Below are 19374 nucleotides of genomic sequence, written 5' to 3' on the forward strand. Positions count from 1 at the left end.
TACGCTTGTCCTCTTTTCTGCCAAATAAAAAAAAGCCGGTTTTATCCGGCTTTCAGACCGTAGACAAACCCCACTTTTACTTAAAGTAAAAGTGGGGTTTTCACTGATTTTGATAAAATTTATCTGTTGTCTTAGGCTGGACATGGTCCTTTCCATGTCCAGTTTGCTAGCTTTTTGAGATTCATGGCAGCGAAAGTAAGCATCGCCTGCATTGAAACTTTTTTGAGTCCACGAAGTTTCGTCCAACGCATACCATGCTTTTCTTTTGCATCCGCAAAAACGCGTTCTATTGTTTCTTTCCGTTTTGCATAAATGTCTTTATTCATTTGTGTCAGTCTCAGATGGTCTGCTTCATCTAGATAGTCCTGCCAAATATGCCGATGAATTTGTTTGGTGTGATTTTGACTTTGTGTACAGTTATTTAAAAACGAGCAGGATTTACATACCTCTGAATCAGACGCATATTGCTTATAGCCTTCTCTAGTCGTTGTACGATAAGAGAGAATTTGCCCGTTGGGGCAAATGTAACAATCAAAATATGCATCATACACGTATTCATTCTTTTTCAAATAACCAGCTTTTGTTCTTGGACGAGTGTAAGGCATGACAGGTCTTATCTCTTGATCCATTAAAAACTTAGCGATGTAAGGTGTTTTATAACCTGCATCTACTGCGACTACAAATGGTTTTCCGACTTTTTCTGTCACCTTTAATACGAGTGAATCCAACATACGACTATCATGAACATTTCCACCAGTGACCAGTGATCCTAAAATAAATCCTTTAGAATCACAAGCCGTATGAAATGAATAGGCAAATGATTTTTCTCGCTCATCCTTCACATAGTAGCCACTCTCTGGATCAGTCGTACTTACCTTGATTTCTTTTGTCTCTTCTTTATTCTGTAGGGGTAAAGGCTTTTTTCCATGTTCTTCACGGTCAATATTGATCTCCTCATGAAGCTGATTTTGATAACTTCTCGTCTCTACTCGAACAATTTTCTTTTCAAGTTTTTTCTTATTGGCATTCGCTTTTACATGAGTGGAGTCAATGAAGGCAATAGAAGGGTCAACGAGTCCTTTTTTCATCGCTTCTCTTAAGATTCGGTAAAAAATTTGTTCGAATAAATCTGTATCATGGAAGCGTCTCACGTAGTTTTTACCGAAGGTAGAAAAGTGCGGGATTTTCTCAGAAAATCCATATCCAATAAACCAACGATAAGCCACGTTGGTTTCAATTTCTTTAATGGTTTGCCGCATAGAGCGAATGCCAAATAGATATTGAATTAAGACCATCTTAATGAGAACAACGGGATCAACACTTGGTCTACCATTGTCAGAACTATAATGATCTTTGACAAGATCATAAACGAAATCAAAGTCGATCGCTTGATCAATTTTTCGTACAAGATGATCTTGAGGCACTAATTCATCTAAAGCCACTACTTCTAATTGATTTCGTCTTTCTTCTTCACGTTTCGATAACATATTTATCCCCCACAGATTAGTGTTATTACCCTTATTATACAAAAAAGCCTGTAGACTTTGTCTACAAGCTGAAAGCCGGTTTTATCCGGCTTTCTGTTTATTGTACGTTCCATTTTTTCTCTTCAATCGCTTGCTTTGCAATTTTTGAAATTGTCATATCGTCCATTGGTGGGTTATGAAGGCCAGCACGAATGTCTCGATAGTAACGTTGAAGCGGGCAGCTAAGGCTTAAGCTTTTTGCACCGACTAAACGCATGGCTTTATCGACCACTTGCAGACTATGATTGACGACTGTATGCTTCACAGCACCGAATTCATTGATTAACAGCTCTCTTTTCTCTGGCTGCTCATACAATGTTGTCGTTGAATAGATGACATGGCGTGCTTGCTTTAGTAGTAAATCAATTTCGCCAATCAGTGTTTGGACATTTGGCAGTTCGCTAATCGTTCCGCTAATACTGTTCGGTGAATGGGTGATGGCATACTGAACAGCATAGTCTCTTGCCGCTTGCGCAATCCCTAAATAACAGGAAGGGATATGTGCGATCCAAGGATTCAGTGTACCGCCCCGAGGTCCTTTTTGCACTTCAACCAACATGTCATCTGGGACTTCCACTTGATCTAGAATTAAATCATGGCTCTCTGTTCCTCTCATGCCAACAACATCCCACGTTTCTTCTATAGAAACACCTTTTGTATCACGGTGAATTAAGAAGAAGCCCATCGCTTCTTTTTCTTCGATCCATACACCGACGAGAAAGTATGTGAGTGCTGGTGACATCGTTGTGAATGTTTTCCGGCCATTGATCACCCAATGATCTCCTGATTTCGTTGCAGTTGTTCCAGGTTTGCCTCCTCTTGTTGGACTCCCTGTCTGCGCTTCACTGACGGCCCGGTTCACAAGAGCCCCATTTTTGATTTCTTCAGCAAAAAATTGCAGCTGCTTCTCATTCCATAGTTTCTTTTCATAAATTTCACCAACAACTCCTTGGTGCCAGCCGATCGATAAGGCAGTTGCTCCATCCATACTTCCTAGCGTTTCTTGAAAAAGGACCATATCCTTTACAGATTGACCCCCGCCCCCGTACTCAACAGGCAGAGACAACGTTGTATAGCCCAGTTCTACTAATGATTCGATATTCTGTTTAGGAAAATAGGCACCCTCATCATGTTCTTTTGCAGAATGTTCGATCGTTTCACGAAGGGATTCTAGTTGATTTAGCCAATTTTTTTGAAAATCTGTATCGACAAATAATGCTTTAGACAAAACGTATCCAACTCCTCTGTTTCTCGCAATCTATCATATCCGATTTATCCAATAGGTATTATTAAAACACACTTTACTTATAGGATTTAATGTGTTAAATTTTATCAATATTAAGTACATATGTCAAAGGAACGTGATGCTTTTATGATTTCTGCTACTAATCTACATAAATCCTATGGGTCAACTCATGTGTTAAAAGGAATTGATTTCACCGTACAAGAAGGTGAAGTGGTCGCCATTATTGGACCGAGCGGATCAGGAAAAACAACACTTCTCCGCAGTTTAAACAGCCTTGATATCCCAGACAAAGGAACGCTGACAGTTGGAGAAGCCACGATTCAATTTGAACAATATCGAAAAAAAGATCTTCTAAAACTCAGACAGCAATCGTCTATGGTGTTTCAGCATTATCACTTGTTTCAAAATAAACGAGCACTTGAAAACATCACAGAAGGATTGATTGTGTCTCAAAACATGTCTAAAAAAGAGGCGGAAAAAATCGGAGAGCAATTGTTAACACGAATTGGACTGCTTCATAAAAAAGATGCGTTTCCAAGTGAATTATCCGGCGGTCAACAGCAGCGGATTGGGATTGCCCGTGCGCTTGCCATGAATCCTGCGGTACTTTTGTTTGATGAACCAACGTCTGCACTAGATCCAGAAATGGTTGGAGAAATCCTTGAAATGATGAAAGATATTGCGAGCCAAGGCATGACGATGGTCATTGTGACGCATGAAATTTCGTTTGCAAAGGATGTGGCGGATACAGTGATCTTTATGGCAGATGGGGAAATCGTTGAAAAAGGCTCACCAGAAGACGTCCTGATGAAGCCTCAGCATGAACGGACGAAACAATTTTTATCAAGAATTCATCGCGGGATGTGGAAAGGATTGGAGGAAGACAGATGAAGCGCAAGACTTTATTCACCGCCGCTAGTATCCTTCTGTTTCTCCTCTCTCTCATTGGCTGCAGCAGTGTGAAAACGACAACAGATGATGGCAGACAAATTGTCAAAGTCGCACTAAGCGCAGAAGTCAATCCGCCTTTTTTAGCCACAAATGACCGCAACGAGCCGATTGGCTATAACATCGATTATTTAAATGAAGTCGAGAAACGTTTGCCACACATTCATTTTGATTATATCTTTGGCGAGGAAGAATCCAATTTAATTGGGATCGGCGCTGGGAAATTTGAAATGGCGGCTAATTGGTTTTTTAGTAATCCTGAACGTGAAAAACGTTTTCTTTATCCTAAGGTGCCATACGGCTATTCGATGACAGGTTTAATTGTGAATGAATCAGAGCAAGATATTCAATCTCTAGACGATATGACATCAAAAAAGCTCGCTCCCGTCAGTCCTAGCGGCGGCCTTCGTTCCATATTAAATCAATATAATGAAGAAAATGATCGGAAAATTCCGCTCACGACCATTGAAAGTCCTTCAAACGAACTCAATTTAAAACGAGTCGAAAGTGGACGGTCCGATGCGGCTTTTATGAATATTTCGACCTTTGATACGATTCAAAAACATCTTCACCTGAAAGTCAAAGTGGGCGGCATTGTCTCAAAGGAACCTATTTATCTTGTCTTACAGCCTAGTCAAAAGAAACTAGCATCAGAATTGGACCAAGTGACACAAGAGATGATAGAAGACGGAACATTACCTGACCTTGCGAAGAAATGGTTTGGCGTTGATTTCTTTCAAGATATTGACTATATATCAGAGCAAGGCTATCAATATGAGGAAAGGAAGGAAGCGCCATGACGTTTACAGCTGGAGATTGGCTGAGAATCTTTTTACAGGTGGTTGATCGTCTGCCACTTACATTTCTAATGATTGTGGTGTCATTGTTTTTTGCCATCATCATCGGATTGCTGTTTGCTTGCATTCGAATCAAACAAATTCCAGTGCTGAAACAATTGGCGGTCATTTATTTGTCATTTACACGAAGTACGCCGCTCATTGTTCAGTTATTCCTCATTTATTTTGGCCTGCCTCAGCTTTTACTCTTGGCCGGAATTCAAATCAATCATTGGGATCGTGTGTTATTTGTGATGATCACATTCTCGTTACATACGGGCGCTTATTTATCTGAAGTCTTTCGCAGTGCATATTCCTCTGTTGGGAAAGATCAGCTTGAAGCAGCTTACATTGTTGGGATGACAGATACGCAGGCATTAATGAGGATCATTATTCCGCAAGCCTTTCTCATTGCACTTCCGAACCTTGGAAATTACACCATTGATCTCGTGAAAGATACCGCCATTGCATTTACAATCGGACTCATTGATATGATGGGACAGGTCAAAATCATCCTAGGCAATAACTACGGGATAGGGATGTTTGAAGTGTACGTCATCATTGCAATTGTGTATTGGCTGATTTGCATCAGTATTGAACTGATCACGATGCTACTGGAAAGAAAATTTGTGAAAGGCCGTACCAGCCTGTCACGCTAAGGAGGCGATTTGATGCAAACCATTGATATATCATTTGCGATTGACCAAATACCACATATTCTAAAAGGCGTTCCCTTTACCTTATTGATTGCACTTGTTTCTATGGCTGTGAGCCTTTTGATTGGATCTGTTTTTGCTTTCATTCGCCTCTTTCGTATCCCTGTGCTCCGCCAGCTGGTCACGCTCTATGTCTCATTTTTTAGAGGAACACCTCTCATTGTTCAGTTGTTTGCTTTCTTTTATGGCATTCCATTTGTTCTGACCAAAATGAATAGCACTTTTGGGTTGATCTTTCACCCGGATATGGTCTCCCCGCTTACCGTTGCCCTTATCACCTTCAGCCTGCATTCAGCCGCACATTTAACAGAAGTGGTCCGCAGCGCACTCCTTGCGGTAGATAGAGGGCAGCTTGAAGCGGCGAAAATCGTTGGCATGACCACCAGACAGGCGATGATTCGCATTATTTTACCGCAAGCGTTTGTGGTTGCCCTGCCAAACCTAGGGAATCAGCTCATTCAGCTGTTAAAAGCCACATCCCTTTCGTTTACAATTGGTGTACTGGAAATCATGGGAATCTCTCGCATCATTGCAAATGACGGCTACAAATTTTTAGAAACGTATCTTGTCTCTGCTTTGATCTATTGGATGCTTAGTATTTTCTTTGAACTTGCTTTTGCTTTGTTAGAGAAACGAGTCAGCGTGTACGGAAAATCTCTTGGACGTTAAAAAAGTCGATCAGGTACAAACCCTGATCGACTTTTTTATTCTCCTTTTTTCGGTGTGTTATATAGTTCTTTCGGTGCTGGTTTGAGTTTAGGCACAGAGCCGAACACGACAGGAGCAGAAATATATCTGAATTCTCCCTTTCCATCCATACTTCGGCCATGTGCCCATCTGCCTTCTTTGCTTTCTTCTCCTCTTGAGAAGTTAAACAAATCATAGGATACTTGCTGTTTTTCCAGTGAGCGCGGGAAGGTGGTTGGAACAACGACATCCCCTTCTCGTTCTTCCAATTCCTTAATTGCAGCCAGCCACATATTTTGATGATATGTATCACGAGCAATGAGAAAGGAGAGCATATCCTTCACTCCGCGGTCATCGGTCATTTCATAAAGCCGTGTAACCTGAAGTCTGCCTTGTGACTCCGCATTCAAATTTGCCCGGAAGTCAGCCATTAAATTTCCACTTGCAATGATATATTTTGCATTCCACGGATACCCTTGACTATCTGCTGCCATTGCCCCTAAGCCTGCAACAATTGCATGTTGAGGATTCATTCCGCCCATGACGGCTGCAAGTGCTGGATCACTTTGATACGCTTCTTCTTGTTCTTTAACTGGGGCATTATCAAGTAATCGAGCAATCATCGTTGCCAGCATTTCGACATGACCGATTTCCTCCGTTCCAATGTCATGGAGCAAGTCTTTATATTTTTGATCTGCTCGGCAGTTAAACCCTTGAAATAAATATTGCATCATCACGCTGATTTCTCCATATTGACCGCCTAACACCTCTTGTAATTTTTTCGCATATAGAGGGTCCGGCTTAGAGGGCTTTGCTTCATATTGCAGTTCTTTAATGTGATAAAACATGATGTCATCTCCTTTATTTATAAACACCTTTGCACTTATCACTATTCAGCCGATCCCCTCTTTATGAAAATCGCATGCCCTTATAAAAAAAGAGAACGGCATCTGCCATTCTCTTTATCGTCCTACTTATTCAGCACTGACTAAAATTTTCACTTGATCTTTTTCATTGATTAATGCATGGAAGCCATCTTCGATCACATCGTCCAGCTTGATTTTTTTCGTGACGAGTGTATCTGCAGAGAAATAGCCTTTTCTCATTAAGTTTAATACAGATGGGAAAACATCTCTGTAACCGATGATTCCTTTGACTGTACGTTCTTTAATGACAATGTCATTCGGCATAATTTCTGCGCCTTTTTCCCAAATGCTTACAATGACTGTTTCACCTGAAATTCTAGTTGATTGGATTGCTTGCTTCAATACAACAGGTACACCTGTCACTTCAAAAGAAACATCGACTCCACCATTTGTACGGCTAGCAATTTCTTGAACAACATCTTCATACTGAGAAGGATCAACAATGATCGCTCCAAGTTCTTTTGCTTTTTCTTGGCGCTCTTTTGATAATTCCACTGCATAAATATCAGTAGCACCAGCTGCTTTTAATGCTTCAATGACAAGTAAACCGATGGGTCCACAGCCAAACACAGCTGCTGTATCCCCAGCTTGTACTTTACTAGAACGAACGGCATATAAAGCAACTGCAGAAGGTTCAACAAGTGCACCTTGCTCGTATGAAATTTCGTCTGGTAATAAATGAAGTAATTCTTCATCAACAGATACATATTCAGAGAATCCTCCGCCGCCACCAGCAAGTCCTAAAAAGCCCATGTTTTCATCTAAGTTGTAAGCACCTTGGTGCCCGTGAGTTGCAAAAATAGGTTCAACAACCACTCGATCGCCTACTTTGTAATTGCTCACGCCTTCTCCCACTTCTACAACTTCACCAGAGAACTCGTGTCCCAGTGTAATGGGTGCTTTTTCTTTTGTAAGTGGATGAGGTTCATTCACAGGAATGAAGATCGGTCCGCCTAAATATTCATGTAAATCACTACCACAAATGCCGCACCATTTTACTTTCAGTTTCACTTTTCCTGGAGCAACTGTTGGTTCGTCAATTTCCTCTAGTCGAATGTCCTTTTGGTCGTGCCAGCGTAGTGCTTTCATTTGTAAGACTCCTTTTCTCATCAATTTAATTAACTTACTTAAATAATGATAACATAACTTTTTTAATTTTCTAAGTAAGATGCACTATTTTTTTGGCAGTCAATGGACGAAAAATGACAAAACATAGCAATAGACAAATAAGAAGCATACATAGGCATCCAATCATGACAGAAGTACGTATCGATAAAACATGCGCCAATACGCCGCATATTCCTGTCATCATCATCGTCAGAACAGCTTCACATAACGCATAAAAACTTGCCACTCTCCCCATGACCTCTACCGGTATATTCGTTTGATAAAAAGTCATAAAACCGGTGTTTGCAAATGCTAAAAAGAAAGCGAGAACAAAAAAGCCAGCTGCTGCGATAGTCAACGTGTTTGAAAAAGCATAGATCAAGTATCCAAAAGCCACAAACAAACTCCCCGCACCAAGCATCACTGAAACAGGCAGCCTTTCGACAATGACCGTATTGAGACATGCCCCTGCAATAATCCCTGCTCCAGCTACACTGACAAGAAACCCATATTCTGTATTGGTCAGCATCAGCACTTCCTTTGCAAAAGCTGCTTCAAGTGAGTCAATTGCAGTCGGCAGCACCGTGATGGCGGCACTAAATAATAAATACACAGCCATCACTTGACGGGATGTGAGACTGAAACGAAAAACAAGTTTTGCATCCTCCTTTAATACCGAGAGGGAAAACCCCTTTTGTGCCCCGGCTGCTTTTGACAAAGTCGGTAAACACATGGTCAAAATAGCAGATATCAAAAGACAGATTGCATTTACATAAATTGAAAGGACTGGTGTACCAATGAGAAAAAGCAACCCTGCTACGGCGGGTCCGAGTAAAAATCCACCAGACTGAAGCAAAGATCGAATGGCATTAAACCGTTTTCGTTTACCCGCCGGGATCAGTCCTGTCATATACACCATCGAAGCTGGATGAAACATGGCTTGTGCCATTTGAATGAGAAATAGCATCGCATATACGATCAATAAGTGGCCTGAAAATAAGGCAAAGGGTAAACAAGCAATCAGAACGGCCCGGCATAGATCTAGACTGATCATGACATTCCGCTGATTCAGTCTATCTACTAAACTACCAGACCAGCTATTTGTTAAAAGAGCCGAGACAGGTCTTAACATATAGACGGCTGTTACAGCAAGAACGGAGCCCGTTTCCTGAAAAATCAGCAGGTGGAGAGCAATCATATAAATCCATTCTCCTATGTTCGCAATACCAATCGCTCCAAGTAACATGCTCATATCCCGCCAATGTTTTTTCATCGTAGTACCCTCCTTTTTGTCATCAAAAAAAATCCCGCCCCCAAGACATTTCTGTCTTGAGGACGGGATTGACTCCGCGTTGCCACCTCAGTTCATTCACCTGTTACCAGATGAACCTCAGCAGGTTATCGCTAACCCTTCTCTATAACGGGAGAATGCCGCTGCACCACCATCACAATGAATCCGGTGCAGAGCTAAGAGGCTTGGTTCTGTAACGCTTCCCAGCTCCTTCTCAGCTTCACAGAGTTCTCTGTGTGAGGCAGCCATTACATACTCTTCTCTATTTATGCTTTATCTTTTTTTCATCACGATCTTCAGCTGAATTGTTACATATTGTACTGCGCCTCCGTCAAGGCGTCAATGTTTTTTTCATGTTAATCCGCATAAATCATTTTTCTAGTCATGCCGCCATCAACAACCAAATCTGTTCCTGTCACAAATTGATTGTCTTCATCTGTTAAATAAAAACAAGCTTTGACAATATCCTTTGGCGTTCCTACTCGATTGGAAAGATGCTGCTGATGGTCAATTTCTCGCAAATTTTTCTCATCCTTCGTTTCAATCCACCCAGGGGAAATGCTGTTTACTGTTATATGATCCTGACTAAAGGAAACAGCCAGCGCATGAGTAAGTGCTGATATCCCGCCTTTTGATGCAGCATACGCTTCTGTATCTGGTTCTGACATGGTCGCGCGAGTGGATGAGATATTAACGATAGAACCGCCTGATTGATTCTCTTTTATATAACGTGCCGCTTCCCTTGCACATAAAAAAGCACCTCGTAGGTTTGTATGCAGCACATGATCAAACTCATCAACCGTTAGCTCATAAGGCGATTTTGTACACATAACCCCTGCATTATTGATGAGAATATCGATCGTTTGATAACGAGCCACGGCAGCCGACATGATGTCTTGAATATCCTTCTCTTGTTTCACATCCGTTTTTTTAAAAAAAGCCTCAAAGGACTCCTTTTTCAGCTGATCTTCCAAGCGCTTGCCCTTCTCTTCGTCAATATCCGCAAGCACGACACGCGCCCCTTCTTTCGCATAGCCATACGCGATCGATTCACCAATTCCATTGGCTGCGCCAGTGATAACGACTGTTTTATTGTGAAAATTCATCGTTTATCCTATCCTTTCTCTCATGAGATGTTGTCGTCTATCATACCACTCATGTATACATGATACCTAGTCAAATGGGACATAGAAAAACCACCACCTAAATCATACATTAGGAGGGTGGTATATTTGTAATTCTCCATATTAACGACATAGTCGTTTGCTTCTTGTGTAAAGTCTGGGAAAGTTCGTGTTTATATTTCAGTCATTCTATTCGTCTCTTTTTCTGTATGATTATTTTAAAAAGCAGCCTTTAGCATGTCTAAGTAGTCCGCTTTCGTAACGGCACGAACATTGCTTTTTGTAGAGTTGTTTTGTTCTGCTAGTTCAGCCATTTTTTCAAAATCTTCTACTTTTACATAAGATAATTCTTTTAGTGATGGAATACCTAAATTCTTTGTGAATGTATACATACCATCAATTAATTTTTGAATCGCCACATCATCTGCATCCGTTTTATCTGCAAAGCCCATGATGTTTGCAAGCTCTATGTGCAATGATTTGTTTTCAGCTGCATTAAATTGTATGACATAAGGTAAAAATACAGCATTTGCGATACCATGAGGCGTATCATAAAGACTGCCGAGCGCTTCGGCTAAACAATGCACGGCTGCTACATCAGCGGAACCGAAGCATAAGCCAGCGAGTAAACTGCCTTCCTGCATTTTGTATCTTGCTTCTAAATCAGATCCGTCTTCATACGCCTTCGGTAAATAGGTCACAATGGTTTTCATTGCGCTTGCCCCCATCGCCTTAGAAATAGGGTTTGTTTCTTTACATGTATAGCCTTCAATCGCATGGACCAGTGCATCAACACCTGTTGCCGCTGTTATACTTTTTGGCACCGTAGAAGTAAGAGCAGGATCCAAAATCGCAATAGTTGGTCGAAGCAAGGCATGTTTTAAGGTGATTTTTTTATGTGAAGCAGCTAACGTAATCACAGATGAACGGGTCACCTCAGAGCCAGTTCCAGCCGTGGTTGGAATACAAATTAAGGGTGATACATTTGTGTACGCCTTCTTCCCTGCTATATACTCTTCAGGATTACCGCCATTTGGACCTAATAAAGCAATGGCTTTTGCCGTATCCATTGGGCTGCCTCCACCAATCGCAATAACCGCTGATGCTTGTACTTTTCTAAAGAGCTCTGCACCCGTTAGACATTCATGATCTCTTGGGTTTGGAGATACTTGATCAAAGACGACAACGGAATAACCAGCTTCTTGCAAATATGCTTCAATAGGCGTCACCAATCCTGCGCTTTTTACACCAGGGTCAGTCACAATCATAATTGTAGCACTAGGCAATACAATGTCCTCTACAATAGAGGCAATTTCTTTAGATTTCCCCGCCCCCATGATCATTTTCGTATGACAATCATATTCAAAATTTATCATTGATTTTCTACCCCTTCATTTGTTGATTTAATCGCTTGTTTTTCTGCTCCCCACCATTCTATTCCTTTTAAACCAGGAATGGTAGAAGCGTAAAAAACAGGGTTCTTTCCTACCTTTCTTTGTCCCATGTAATCATTTAGAGCCGCAAAAGCAAATTTGCCTAAAATCGCAATGGCAACCAAGTTAACAATAGCCATAATCGCCATCGACAAGTCCGCTAACGTCCAAACGATTTGTAAGTTGGCGAGAGCACCAAACATAATCATCATTAAAACAGTGATTCGATACACGAATAGCGCGGTTACACTGTTATGAATAAAACCGATATTGGCTTCACCGTAATAGTAGCCACCTACAATGGAGCTAAATGCAAAAGTAAAGATCGCAAATGCTAAGAAAATACTAGCCCAAGAACCGAAATGCTGTGCCATTACAGCTTGAGTAATTTCAATACCTGACAAATCACCTGCTGTTTCTACTGTTGATAGCATAATAATAAATGCTGTACAACTACAAACAACTAATGTATCAAAAAATACGCCTAATAATTGAACAAACCCTTGTTTTACTGGGTGTGAAACATGAGCAGCAGCAGCTGCATTTGGCGCACTTCCCATTCCTGCTTCATTGGAAAATAAACCGCGTTTGACACCGTTCATTATTGCAGCGCCGATTCCGCCTCCAACCATTTGCTCTAATCCAAACGCACTTTTCATAATACTTGCTAATGCTGCGGGTACATCAGCGATATTTGTCACAATCACATAAAGTGCTAAGATAATATAAAACGAGGACATGATTGGCACAATGATTTGGGTAAAGCGGGCAATTCTCTTTACACCACCAAAAATGATGAGAGCCGTAAGAATGGTTACGAATCCCCCCATACCAATTGGACTGATACCAAATGAATATCGAAAGGCATTTGTGATGGTGTTCGTTTGTACTGCATTAAAAATTAAGCCAAAACTAAGAATAACAGAAAAGGCAAAGATCCTACTTGGCCATTTCAGTCCAAATTGCTTTTGTATATAATAGCCTGGCCCACCTTTAAAACCATCACTTGTTCTCACTTTATATATTTGAGCGAGTGTGCTTTCGACAAATGCAGAAGCTCCCCCTAAAACTGCTGCAAACCACATCCAGAAAATAGCTCCAGGACCACCAACTGTGATGGCAATAGCAACACCTGCCATATTTCCAGTTCCAATCCTCGTCGCTGCTCCGATAAAGAAAGCTTGCATTGAAGAAATATCTTGACTCCCTTTTATTTTTGGAGCTTTTTCAAAAATAGAACGGAAGATCTCTTTTAGTAAGACAATTTGCATAAACTTCATTCTCACCGTAAAGTAGATTCCAATCCCTATTAACATAACGACTAAAATATATGTCCATAAAAAGTCATTTATTGAATTAACAATCGTTTCAAACAAAGCCATCCCCCCTATAAAATCTGAACATTCTAAATTATGAAAGCGCCTACTTTTATCATAGTAAAAATGTTATGATCTATCTATAGAAGTTTTCTGATTGCATCAATCGGCTCATCCGATTTAGGAGGGATTGACGTTGGAAATAAAGCAACTGATGATGTTCCAAACAGCATCAAAAGTATTAAACTTTACAAAAACAGCACAAATACTTGGCTATGCACAATCTAGTATCACAGCAAATATCGCTGCATTAGAAGAAGAGCTAGGAACCCCTCTTTTTGAAAGGCTTGGAAAAAGGGTGGTTTTAACAGAAGCTGGCATAAAGTTTCAAGATTATACGGATAAGATTTTAGGTTTAACAGAAGAAGCATTAGAGGCTGTTGGCGGGATGAGTGAGCCAAGCGGCATTTTGAGAATATGTGCATCTGAAACACAATGTACCTATCGACTTCCTCATATTTTAACGGACTTTCAAACAACGTATCCTAAAGTAGAACTGATTTTTCGGCCCGGAATAGCTGAAAAGGATGTTTTAAATCTATTACTGGAAGGACAAATTGATGTCGCCCTATTATCGATGAATCCTGTCGTATCCTCACATTTAATTGTAAAAGAATTAAAAGATGAACCGATGGCCATTGTATGCTGTCCAACAAATCCATTGAGCAAAAAACAAAAAGTATATCCTATCGATTTAGACGAGCAAAGATTGTTGTTAACTGAAGACTGCGATTATCGTTATGCCTTCGAACACTCTTTGACACAGGCAGGAGCAAAACCGAGAAGTAAACTAGAACTAGCAGATGTAGAAGCCATAAAAAAATGTGTAATGGCTGGTCTAGGAATTGCTGTACTTCCCGAAATTTCCATAAAAAGAGAAATAACAGAAGGCCATATGATTAAAATCAATTGGATGGGACCCTGTCTCACAACGAAAATCCAACTATTCTGGCATAAAAATAAATGGATGTCTCCTGCTTTGAAGGCGTTTGTTGATTTAACAGAGGATTATATACTCAGGCACGGCTAACAATTGACATCGAATGTAGCAGAACAGCTTCATCTTTTTATATGTAACAAACAAAAAACTTACAGGAAAAATCCTGTAAGTTTTTTCGATGGATCATTATTTAGAAATCATCCCATGCGGGTCAATCACAAATTTCTTCGCCACACCCGAATCAAAATCGCTATATCCTTTAGGGGCTTGATCAAGGGAAATCACGGTGGCATTAACGGCTTTGGCGATTTGTGCCCTTCCGCTTAAAATAGATTTCATCAAGCTGCGGTGATATTGCATGACAGGGGTTTGGCCTGTCACAAAGGTATGGGCTTTGGCCCAGCCAAGTCCAATTCGCACTTTCAGAGATCCAACTTTTGCATCTTCATCCACAGCACCTGGATCTTCTGTGACGTAAAGTCCTGGAATTCCAAGCTTACCGCCAACTTTGGTAATATCCATAATTGTATTTAAAACGGTGGCTGGTGCTTCTCCTTGATCTCCATGACCTGAAGCTTCAAAGCCGACACAATCGACCGCACAGTCGACTTCTGGCTCTCCAAGGATGTTTGTCATTTGTTCACCGATTCGATCATGTTTTCGTAAGTTAATCGTTTCGCAGCCAAAGCTTCTCGCCTGCTCGAGCCTTTGTTCATTGAGATCGCCGACGATGACAGCAGAAGCGCCAAGGAGCTGAGCGGAATGCGCTGCTGCTAGACCTACTGGCCCTGCACCAGCAATATAGACGGTAGAGCCCGGTTTTACGCCAGCCGTATAAGCACCATGAAAACCTGTCGGGAATATATCAGAAAGCATCGTCAAATCAAGTATTTTTTCCATCGCCTGATCTTTGTCCGGAAATTTGAGTAGCTGGAAATCAGCATATGGCACCATGACGTACTCCGATTGGCCGCCAACCCATCCGCCCATATCTACATATCCATAAGCTGAGCCAGGTCGATCGGGGTTTACATTTAAACACACATGGGTTTTTTGTTCCTTACACATGACGCAGCGACCACAGGCAATATTAAATGGAACTGATACGAGATCACCCTTTTGGATAAACTCTACATCTCGTCCAACTTCAACGACTTCACCAGTAATCTCATGACCAAGGACAAGTCCTTCAGGCGCAGTTGTGCGCCCTCTTACCATGTGCTGGTCGCTCCCGCAAATGTTTGTTGTCACCACTTTTAAAATGACGCCATGCTCACACTTACGTCCAACATTGGCTTTAGGTACACCAGGGCCATCCCTTAAAACCAAATCAGGGTATCCAATATCTTCAACTGCTACATTTCCTGCTCCTTTATAAACGACACCTTTGTTTCCCGACATGTTTTCATTCCTCCCTTTTTGTTTAAAAATGAAGTCTCTCCAAAGTTCTCTCTTTCTCGGGCTTTTTCCTTCTTTCAACCACACATTGACTCAAATAGTAAATAAAAAATGTCTATCCAGGAGAGAAAAATGTATTTTCCAGTCAAATAAAAAAGAAAATATTGAAAAAAAAGCTAAACATTTGAAGAACATTGTCGATATAAGGAATAAGCCAGACAGGTATCCTTAATCGACAAACAAATTCCTTATATATACTATCATTCCTTACACACCTGGCTGGCCCCTACATATGAAATGAATGCAAAAGACTCTTCTTGTGAAGAGTCTTTTTTATTGATGAATGATCAATTCCCACATGCAAAAAAGGCCCTTCTGTCGAAGAGCCTTTTTTTGAGTGCTTGTTCATTACCTGGGAAATATTTTCATCATTTTAAGGCTTTGATACAGATGTATGTATCATAATGGTAAACAGAGACGTCTCTAAAGTGATACGCTGAAAAAAGACAGCTGATGTCTTCTTCACTGTACGTTGAAAGAGACTGTGAGCGTTTTTGTTCCTTCATCAGTTCCTGCTTTTGAAAAGATAAGAATACTTCTCCATCCACTTGAAGAACGCGATATACCTCTTTCATGACTTTTTCTATATCTGGCAAGTAATAGATGGTCTGCACTGTGAACAATTTATTGAATGATCTGTCTTCAAAAGGTAATTGCTCAGCTTTTCCAAGTGCAATAACGGCTTTTTCCTGCTCGACAAGCCTCTTATGTTTTCTTTTCGCGTATTTTACCATATGACGCGAAGCATCGATTCCATATACTTTTCCTCGATCAAGTTTTTCTGCTACTTTAGATAATGTCATACCTCTTCCAGTACCAATTTCTAAAATCCGGTCGTTTTCTTGTATATTTAAGAGTTGAATCGTCCATTGATTGATATTATGATGATTTTTTTCCATATAGCGGGCTACCCATTTTGAGAACAAGCCCTTTGGTTCCCTCATTTGTTTTCCAATCCAGCTTTGAATCAATGTCAACACCTGCTTTGCACCAGTAAATAAAACTATTTACGAATTTTCTTACTTTTCATATCGGCTCTCGCCTAACAAAAGTTAAGACCTAGTCCTAATTCCTTTGTCTTTTATTAGACGGCACCTTTTCTGAAAATGTTTCGCACGTAATGAAAAATATTTAAACAAATAGGCATTTTCATTAATTGTGTTCAGATTGATTTCGTTTTCCGCATGAGCTGCATATTTTATGAATGTATCTTGATTAGATAAAGGTGGTGCTAGATTATGGGCTTTGGCGGTTATTCTGGAGGCTACTGCGGTGGCTACGGTGGCGGTTTTGCAGGCGGATTCGCATTGCTTGTTGTACTGTTCATTTTGTTAATCATCATCGGTGCAAGCTGGATTTGCTAATGTAAAAGGAGCAGGAAACGATGACGTTTCCTGCTCCTTTTCTTTAATACCAATAGGTTGGATAATTGTACATATAGCGTCTGAGCATTTCTTCTTGCTCTCTTTGCATTCTGTATGGATTGCCGTACCCGTGCTTTAAAGAATGCGGAATAGACGCATACCCGTGCCCCACTGACGGAAACCTCATATATGGTGACATCGACATTCATTGATCACCTCACAATCTCCTTTTACGGTTATCATATGTGCAGGTGATCAATGTGGAGCGTGTCTAAACCTGGTCCTTCTCCCTTGTATAACAATCAAGCATTGCAAGCATCATAAACATGTCAATCTCCTCCTTTTCATCTTTTTATTGTCCTTTTTAGTTCATGTACTTTAGTTGTTTCTGCTTCATTTCTTCATAAAATGTTTCGACTTGTTGTTCATAAAGAACCGTTTCAATGTCTTTGTATTTACGTTGGATCGTCAAAGTAATAAAAAATAAATGGATTGTCATATACGCTCACCTCCCTTCAGTTCGCAGCACGCGAAATAGCCCGCAGATCTTCTTTATCAGTTGACCTGCGGGCACACAAAAATGCAGATCAAAAGACAGTGTCTTCTAACCTGCGATGGATGATACGTGAAATCCTCGTTTACTTAAACAGTTTTGTAGCGTGAACCGTAAAAGGTAAAGGAAGGACACGAGCTCTTCCACAGGCTGATGACATGATGAAATTGGTTGTTGAATTGATCACAAGTAGATACGAATAACATATTCTTCAGCCTCCTTTACGTTTTTAATTACTTTGTAAGTATATCCAGCAAGCACCATTTTGTAAACCTGTTTTTAGTAAATTAGATGATTTTTGTGTGTTTGACTAAATTTCTACAGAAATTCTTGTCCGATTATCCAGTGTAATCAAAAAAGTCTCCTCATCACATGAGGAGACTTTTCGACTTAATCTTCATCTAGTTCTTGCAATTTTTTTTGAAAAAAGATCGCACGTTTCACGCAAAGAAAAGCGGCTAATAAGAAAACACAATCAACTGCCATCATCAGCATTTTTGGTGATGCTTCTAGGTGCTGATTCGGTAAAATCGTACCAATATATAAAAAGGTGCTAACAGCAAGCAAAATAAAAGCGTATTGCTTGTAATCTGTCACTAAACCATCCCACTTTTTCTTCACTTGTTTCACCTTCCCGTTTATCAATATCTATTGATAGCTTACCATAGTGAGAGAAAGTGAGGGGCATGTAAATCTATCCATTCACTAGTGCATCAAGACCTTGTTCAATATCATGTAATAAGTCATCAATATCCTCAATACCGACAGAAATACGGATTAAACCATCTGTGATACCAAGCTCTTCCCTGCGCTCTTTTGGAATGGATGCATGGGTCATGCGAGCAGGAACAGAGATTAAACTTTCAACCGCACCAAGGCTTTCTGCGATTGTAAACAATTTCAGTTGGCTTAAAAACACGTCGACATTTTCTTCTTTTCCAATATCAAAAGAAATCATACCGCCAAAGCCTGTTGCTTGAGTTTTTGCAAGCTCATGACCTGGGTGAGCGCTTAAACCTGGGTAATAGACACGTGTAATCGCAGGATGCTGCTCTAAAAACTCAGCGATTTTCTGCGCGTTTTGTTGATGTGCTTCCATTCTTAGTCCGAGCGTTTTCATCCCTCGCATTAGAAGCCACGCATCTTGCGGTCCAAGAATACCGCCTGTAGAGTTTTGAACAAAGTGCAGTTCTTCACCAAGCTCTTCAGTAGCTGTCACGACAAGTCCGCCCACCACATCACTATGGCCGCCTAAATATTTTGTGGCACTGTGCAAGACAATGTCAGCCCCATATGAAATCGGCTTTTGAAAATATGGGGTAAAAAACGTATTATCGACAATCATCAAGATGCCAGCTTCTTTCGTGATCCGGCTTATGGCTTGTAGATCGGTCATTTTCAGCAATGGATTGGTTGGTGATTCAATATAGACGGCTTTTGTTTCTGGTAAAATTGCTTTTTTCACCGCTTCAGGATCACTTGTGTCTACAAATGTGGCTTTAATGCCAATCCGGTTGAGCACCTTTGTCATCACACGATAGGTTCCGCCGTACACGTCGTCAGTCAGTACGATATGATCTCCGCTGTTAAACAGCATCATCACGGCTGTAATTGCAGCCATTCCTGAACCGAATGCATAGCCGTTTGCCCCGCCTTCAAGATCACGAACGACTGTTTCCAGTGCTGTTCTTGTTGGATTCGCAGTTCTGGAATATTCATATCCAGTGTGCTCGCCTGCTTTAGGCTGCTTATAGGTGCTGACTTGGTAAATGGGAACAGACACGGCTCCTGTTTTTTCATCACCAGTGATTCCACTATGAATCATCATTGTTTTTGGCTTCAT

The 19374-nt window shown here is 40.7% G+C and carries 20 protein-coding genes; 6 read left to right on the plus strand and 14 right to left on the minus strand.

Annotated features, from left to right (window positions below; translation table 11 throughout):
* Positions 1–131: 131 nt before the first annotated feature.
* Complete coding sequence (locus NST57_RS12760) at positions 132–1487, minus strand: IS1182 family transposase (RefSeq protein WP_142154945.1); 1356 nt, start codon at positions 1485–1487, stop codon at positions 132–134.
* Positions 1488–1584: 97 nt separating this feature from the next.
* Positions 1585–2754 carry an acyl-CoA dehydrogenase family protein gene (locus tag NST57_RS12765; protein WP_142155559.1) on the minus strand — a complete coding sequence of 390 codons (1170 nt, stop codon included), beginning with the start codon at positions 2752–2754 and terminating at the stop codon, positions 1585–1587.
* Positions 2755–2898: 144 nt separating this feature from the next.
* Here NST57_RS12765 and NST57_RS12770 point away from each other — a divergent pair, with 144 nt between their 5' ends.
* From NST57_RS12770 to NST57_RS12785, 4 genes are read left to right on the plus strand one after another with little or no spacing between them, the layout of a single operon-like run.
* Positions 2899–3663 (plus strand): amino acid ABC transporter ATP-binding protein, encoded by a 765-nt coding sequence (locus tag NST57_RS12770; protein WP_058214220.1) that lies wholly within the window; start codon positions 2899–2901, stop codon positions 3661–3663.
* On the plus strand, positions 3660–4520 hold the full coding sequence (locus tag NST57_RS12775; RefSeq protein ID WP_341298642.1) for an amino acid ABC transporter substrate-binding protein: 861 nt from the start codon (positions 3660–3662) through the stop codon (positions 4518–4520). The genes NST57_RS12770 and NST57_RS12775 overlap by 4 nt, the downstream gene beginning before the upstream one ends.
* Positions 4517–5215 (plus strand): amino acid ABC transporter permease, encoded by a 699-nt coding sequence (locus NST57_RS12780; protein WP_341298643.1) that lies wholly within the window; start codon positions 4517–4519, stop codon positions 5213–5215. Before NST57_RS12775 ends, NST57_RS12780 begins: the two co-directional genes overlap by 4 nt.
* 12 nt (positions 5216–5227) lie before the next feature.
* Positions 5228–5941 (plus strand): amino acid ABC transporter permease, encoded by a 714-nt coding sequence (locus NST57_RS12785; protein WP_341298644.1) that lies wholly within the window; start codon positions 5228–5230, stop codon positions 5939–5941.
* 35 nt (positions 5942–5976) lie between these two features.
* Here NST57_RS12785 and NST57_RS12790 read toward each other — a convergent pair whose 3' ends face one another.
* The 6 genes from NST57_RS12790 to NST57_RS12815 form a co-directional block, all read right to left on the minus strand.
* On the minus strand, positions 5977–6807 hold the full coding sequence (locus tag NST57_RS12790; protein ID WP_142155562.1) for a manganese catalase family protein: 831 nt from the start codon (positions 6805–6807) through the stop codon (positions 5977–5979).
* A 126-nt stretch (positions 6808–6933) separates the two neighbouring features.
* Positions 6934–7974, minus strand: a complete 1041-nt coding sequence (locus tag NST57_RS12795; protein ID WP_025092841.1) for a 2,3-butanediol dehydrogenase — start codon at positions 7972–7974, stop codon at positions 6934–6936.
* A 70-nt stretch (positions 7975–8044) separates the two neighbouring features.
* Positions 8045–9265 carry an MFS transporter gene (locus NST57_RS12800; protein ID WP_341298645.1) on the minus strand — a complete coding sequence of 407 codons (1221 nt, stop codon included), beginning with the start codon at positions 9263–9265 and terminating at the stop codon, positions 8045–8047.
* A 374-nt stretch (positions 9266–9639) separates the two neighbouring features.
* Positions 9640–10389, minus strand: coding sequence for a glucose 1-dehydrogenase (locus NST57_RS12805; RefSeq protein ID WP_017367675.1), 750 nt, complete (start codon positions 10387–10389; stop codon positions 9640–9642).
* A gap of 236 nt (positions 10390–10625) precedes the next feature.
* Positions 10626–11783, minus strand: a complete 1158-nt coding sequence (locus NST57_RS12810) for an iron-containing alcohol dehydrogenase (protein ID WP_341298646.1) — start codon at positions 11781–11783, stop codon at positions 10626–10628.
* The gene (locus NST57_RS12815; protein WP_341298647.1) at positions 11780–13222 is read right to left on the minus strand and encodes an alanine/glycine:cation symporter family protein; all 1443 of its coding nucleotides are present in this window, start codon (positions 13220–13222) and stop codon (positions 11780–11782) included. Before NST57_RS12815 ends, NST57_RS12810 begins: the two co-directional genes overlap by 4 nt.
* A 130-nt stretch (positions 13223–13352) precedes the next feature.
* Between NST57_RS12815 and NST57_RS12820 the strand changes: the two genes are divergently transcribed.
* The gene (locus NST57_RS12820) at positions 13353–14246 is read left to right on the plus strand and encodes a LysR family transcriptional regulator (protein WP_341298648.1); all 894 of its coding nucleotides are present in this window, start codon (positions 13353–13355) and stop codon (positions 14244–14246) included.
* 96 nt (positions 14247–14342) lie between these two features.
* Here the strand turns inward: NST57_RS12820 and fdhA are convergent, their stop codons facing one another.
* Both fdhA and NST57_RS12830 read right to left on the minus strand, forming a co-directional pair.
* Positions 14343–15557: a formaldehyde dehydrogenase, glutathione-independent gene (fdhA, locus tag NST57_RS12825; RefSeq protein WP_017358089.1), complete on the minus strand. Its 1215-nt coding sequence runs from the start codon at positions 15555–15557 to the stop codon at positions 14343–14345.
* Between the two features lie 425 nt (positions 15558–15982).
* On the minus strand, positions 15983–16585 hold the full coding sequence (locus tag NST57_RS12830) for a class I SAM-dependent methyltransferase (RefSeq protein WP_341298649.1): 603 nt from the start codon (positions 16583–16585) through the stop codon (positions 15983–15985).
* A 267-nt stretch (positions 16586–16852) separates the two neighbouring features.
* On the opposite strand from NST57_RS12830, the gene NST57_RS20365 reads away from it, so the two are divergent.
* Positions 16853–16978 carry a YjcZ family sporulation protein gene (locus NST57_RS20365; protein ID WP_008342643.1) on the plus strand — a complete coding sequence of 42 codons (126 nt, stop codon included), beginning with the start codon at positions 16853–16855 and terminating at the stop codon, positions 16976–16978.
* Between the two features lie 43 nt (positions 16979–17021).
* Here the strand turns inward: NST57_RS20365 and NST57_RS12840 are convergent, their stop codons facing one another.
* From NST57_RS12840 to NST57_RS12855, 4 genes are all read right to left on the minus strand, one after another.
* Entirely contained in the window at positions 17022–17183 is a 162-nt protein-coding gene (locus NST57_RS12840; protein WP_154666048.1) for a hypothetical protein, read from the minus strand.
* Positions 17184–17342: 159 nt separating this feature from the next.
* Positions 17343–17477, minus strand: coding sequence for a YrzI family small protein (locus NST57_RS12845; RefSeq protein WP_008342648.1), 135 nt, complete (start codon positions 17475–17477; stop codon positions 17343–17345).
* Positions 17478–17921: 444 nt separating this feature from the next.
* Positions 17922–18152 (minus strand): YrhC family protein, encoded by a 231-nt coding sequence (locus tag NST57_RS12850; protein WP_035391005.1) that lies wholly within the window; start codon positions 18150–18152, stop codon positions 17922–17924.
* 73 nt (positions 18153–18225) lie between these two features.
* Complete coding sequence (locus NST57_RS12855) at positions 18226–19374, minus strand: bifunctional cystathionine gamma-lyase/homocysteine desulfhydrase (protein WP_341298650.1); 1149 nt, start codon at positions 19372–19374, stop codon at positions 18226–18228.

Source organism: Bacillus sp. FSL M8-0077 (assembly GCF_038050255.1).
In the GTDB taxonomy this organism is placed as follows: domain Bacteria; phylum Bacillota; class Bacilli; order Bacillales; family Bacillaceae; genus Bacillus; species Bacillus altitudinis.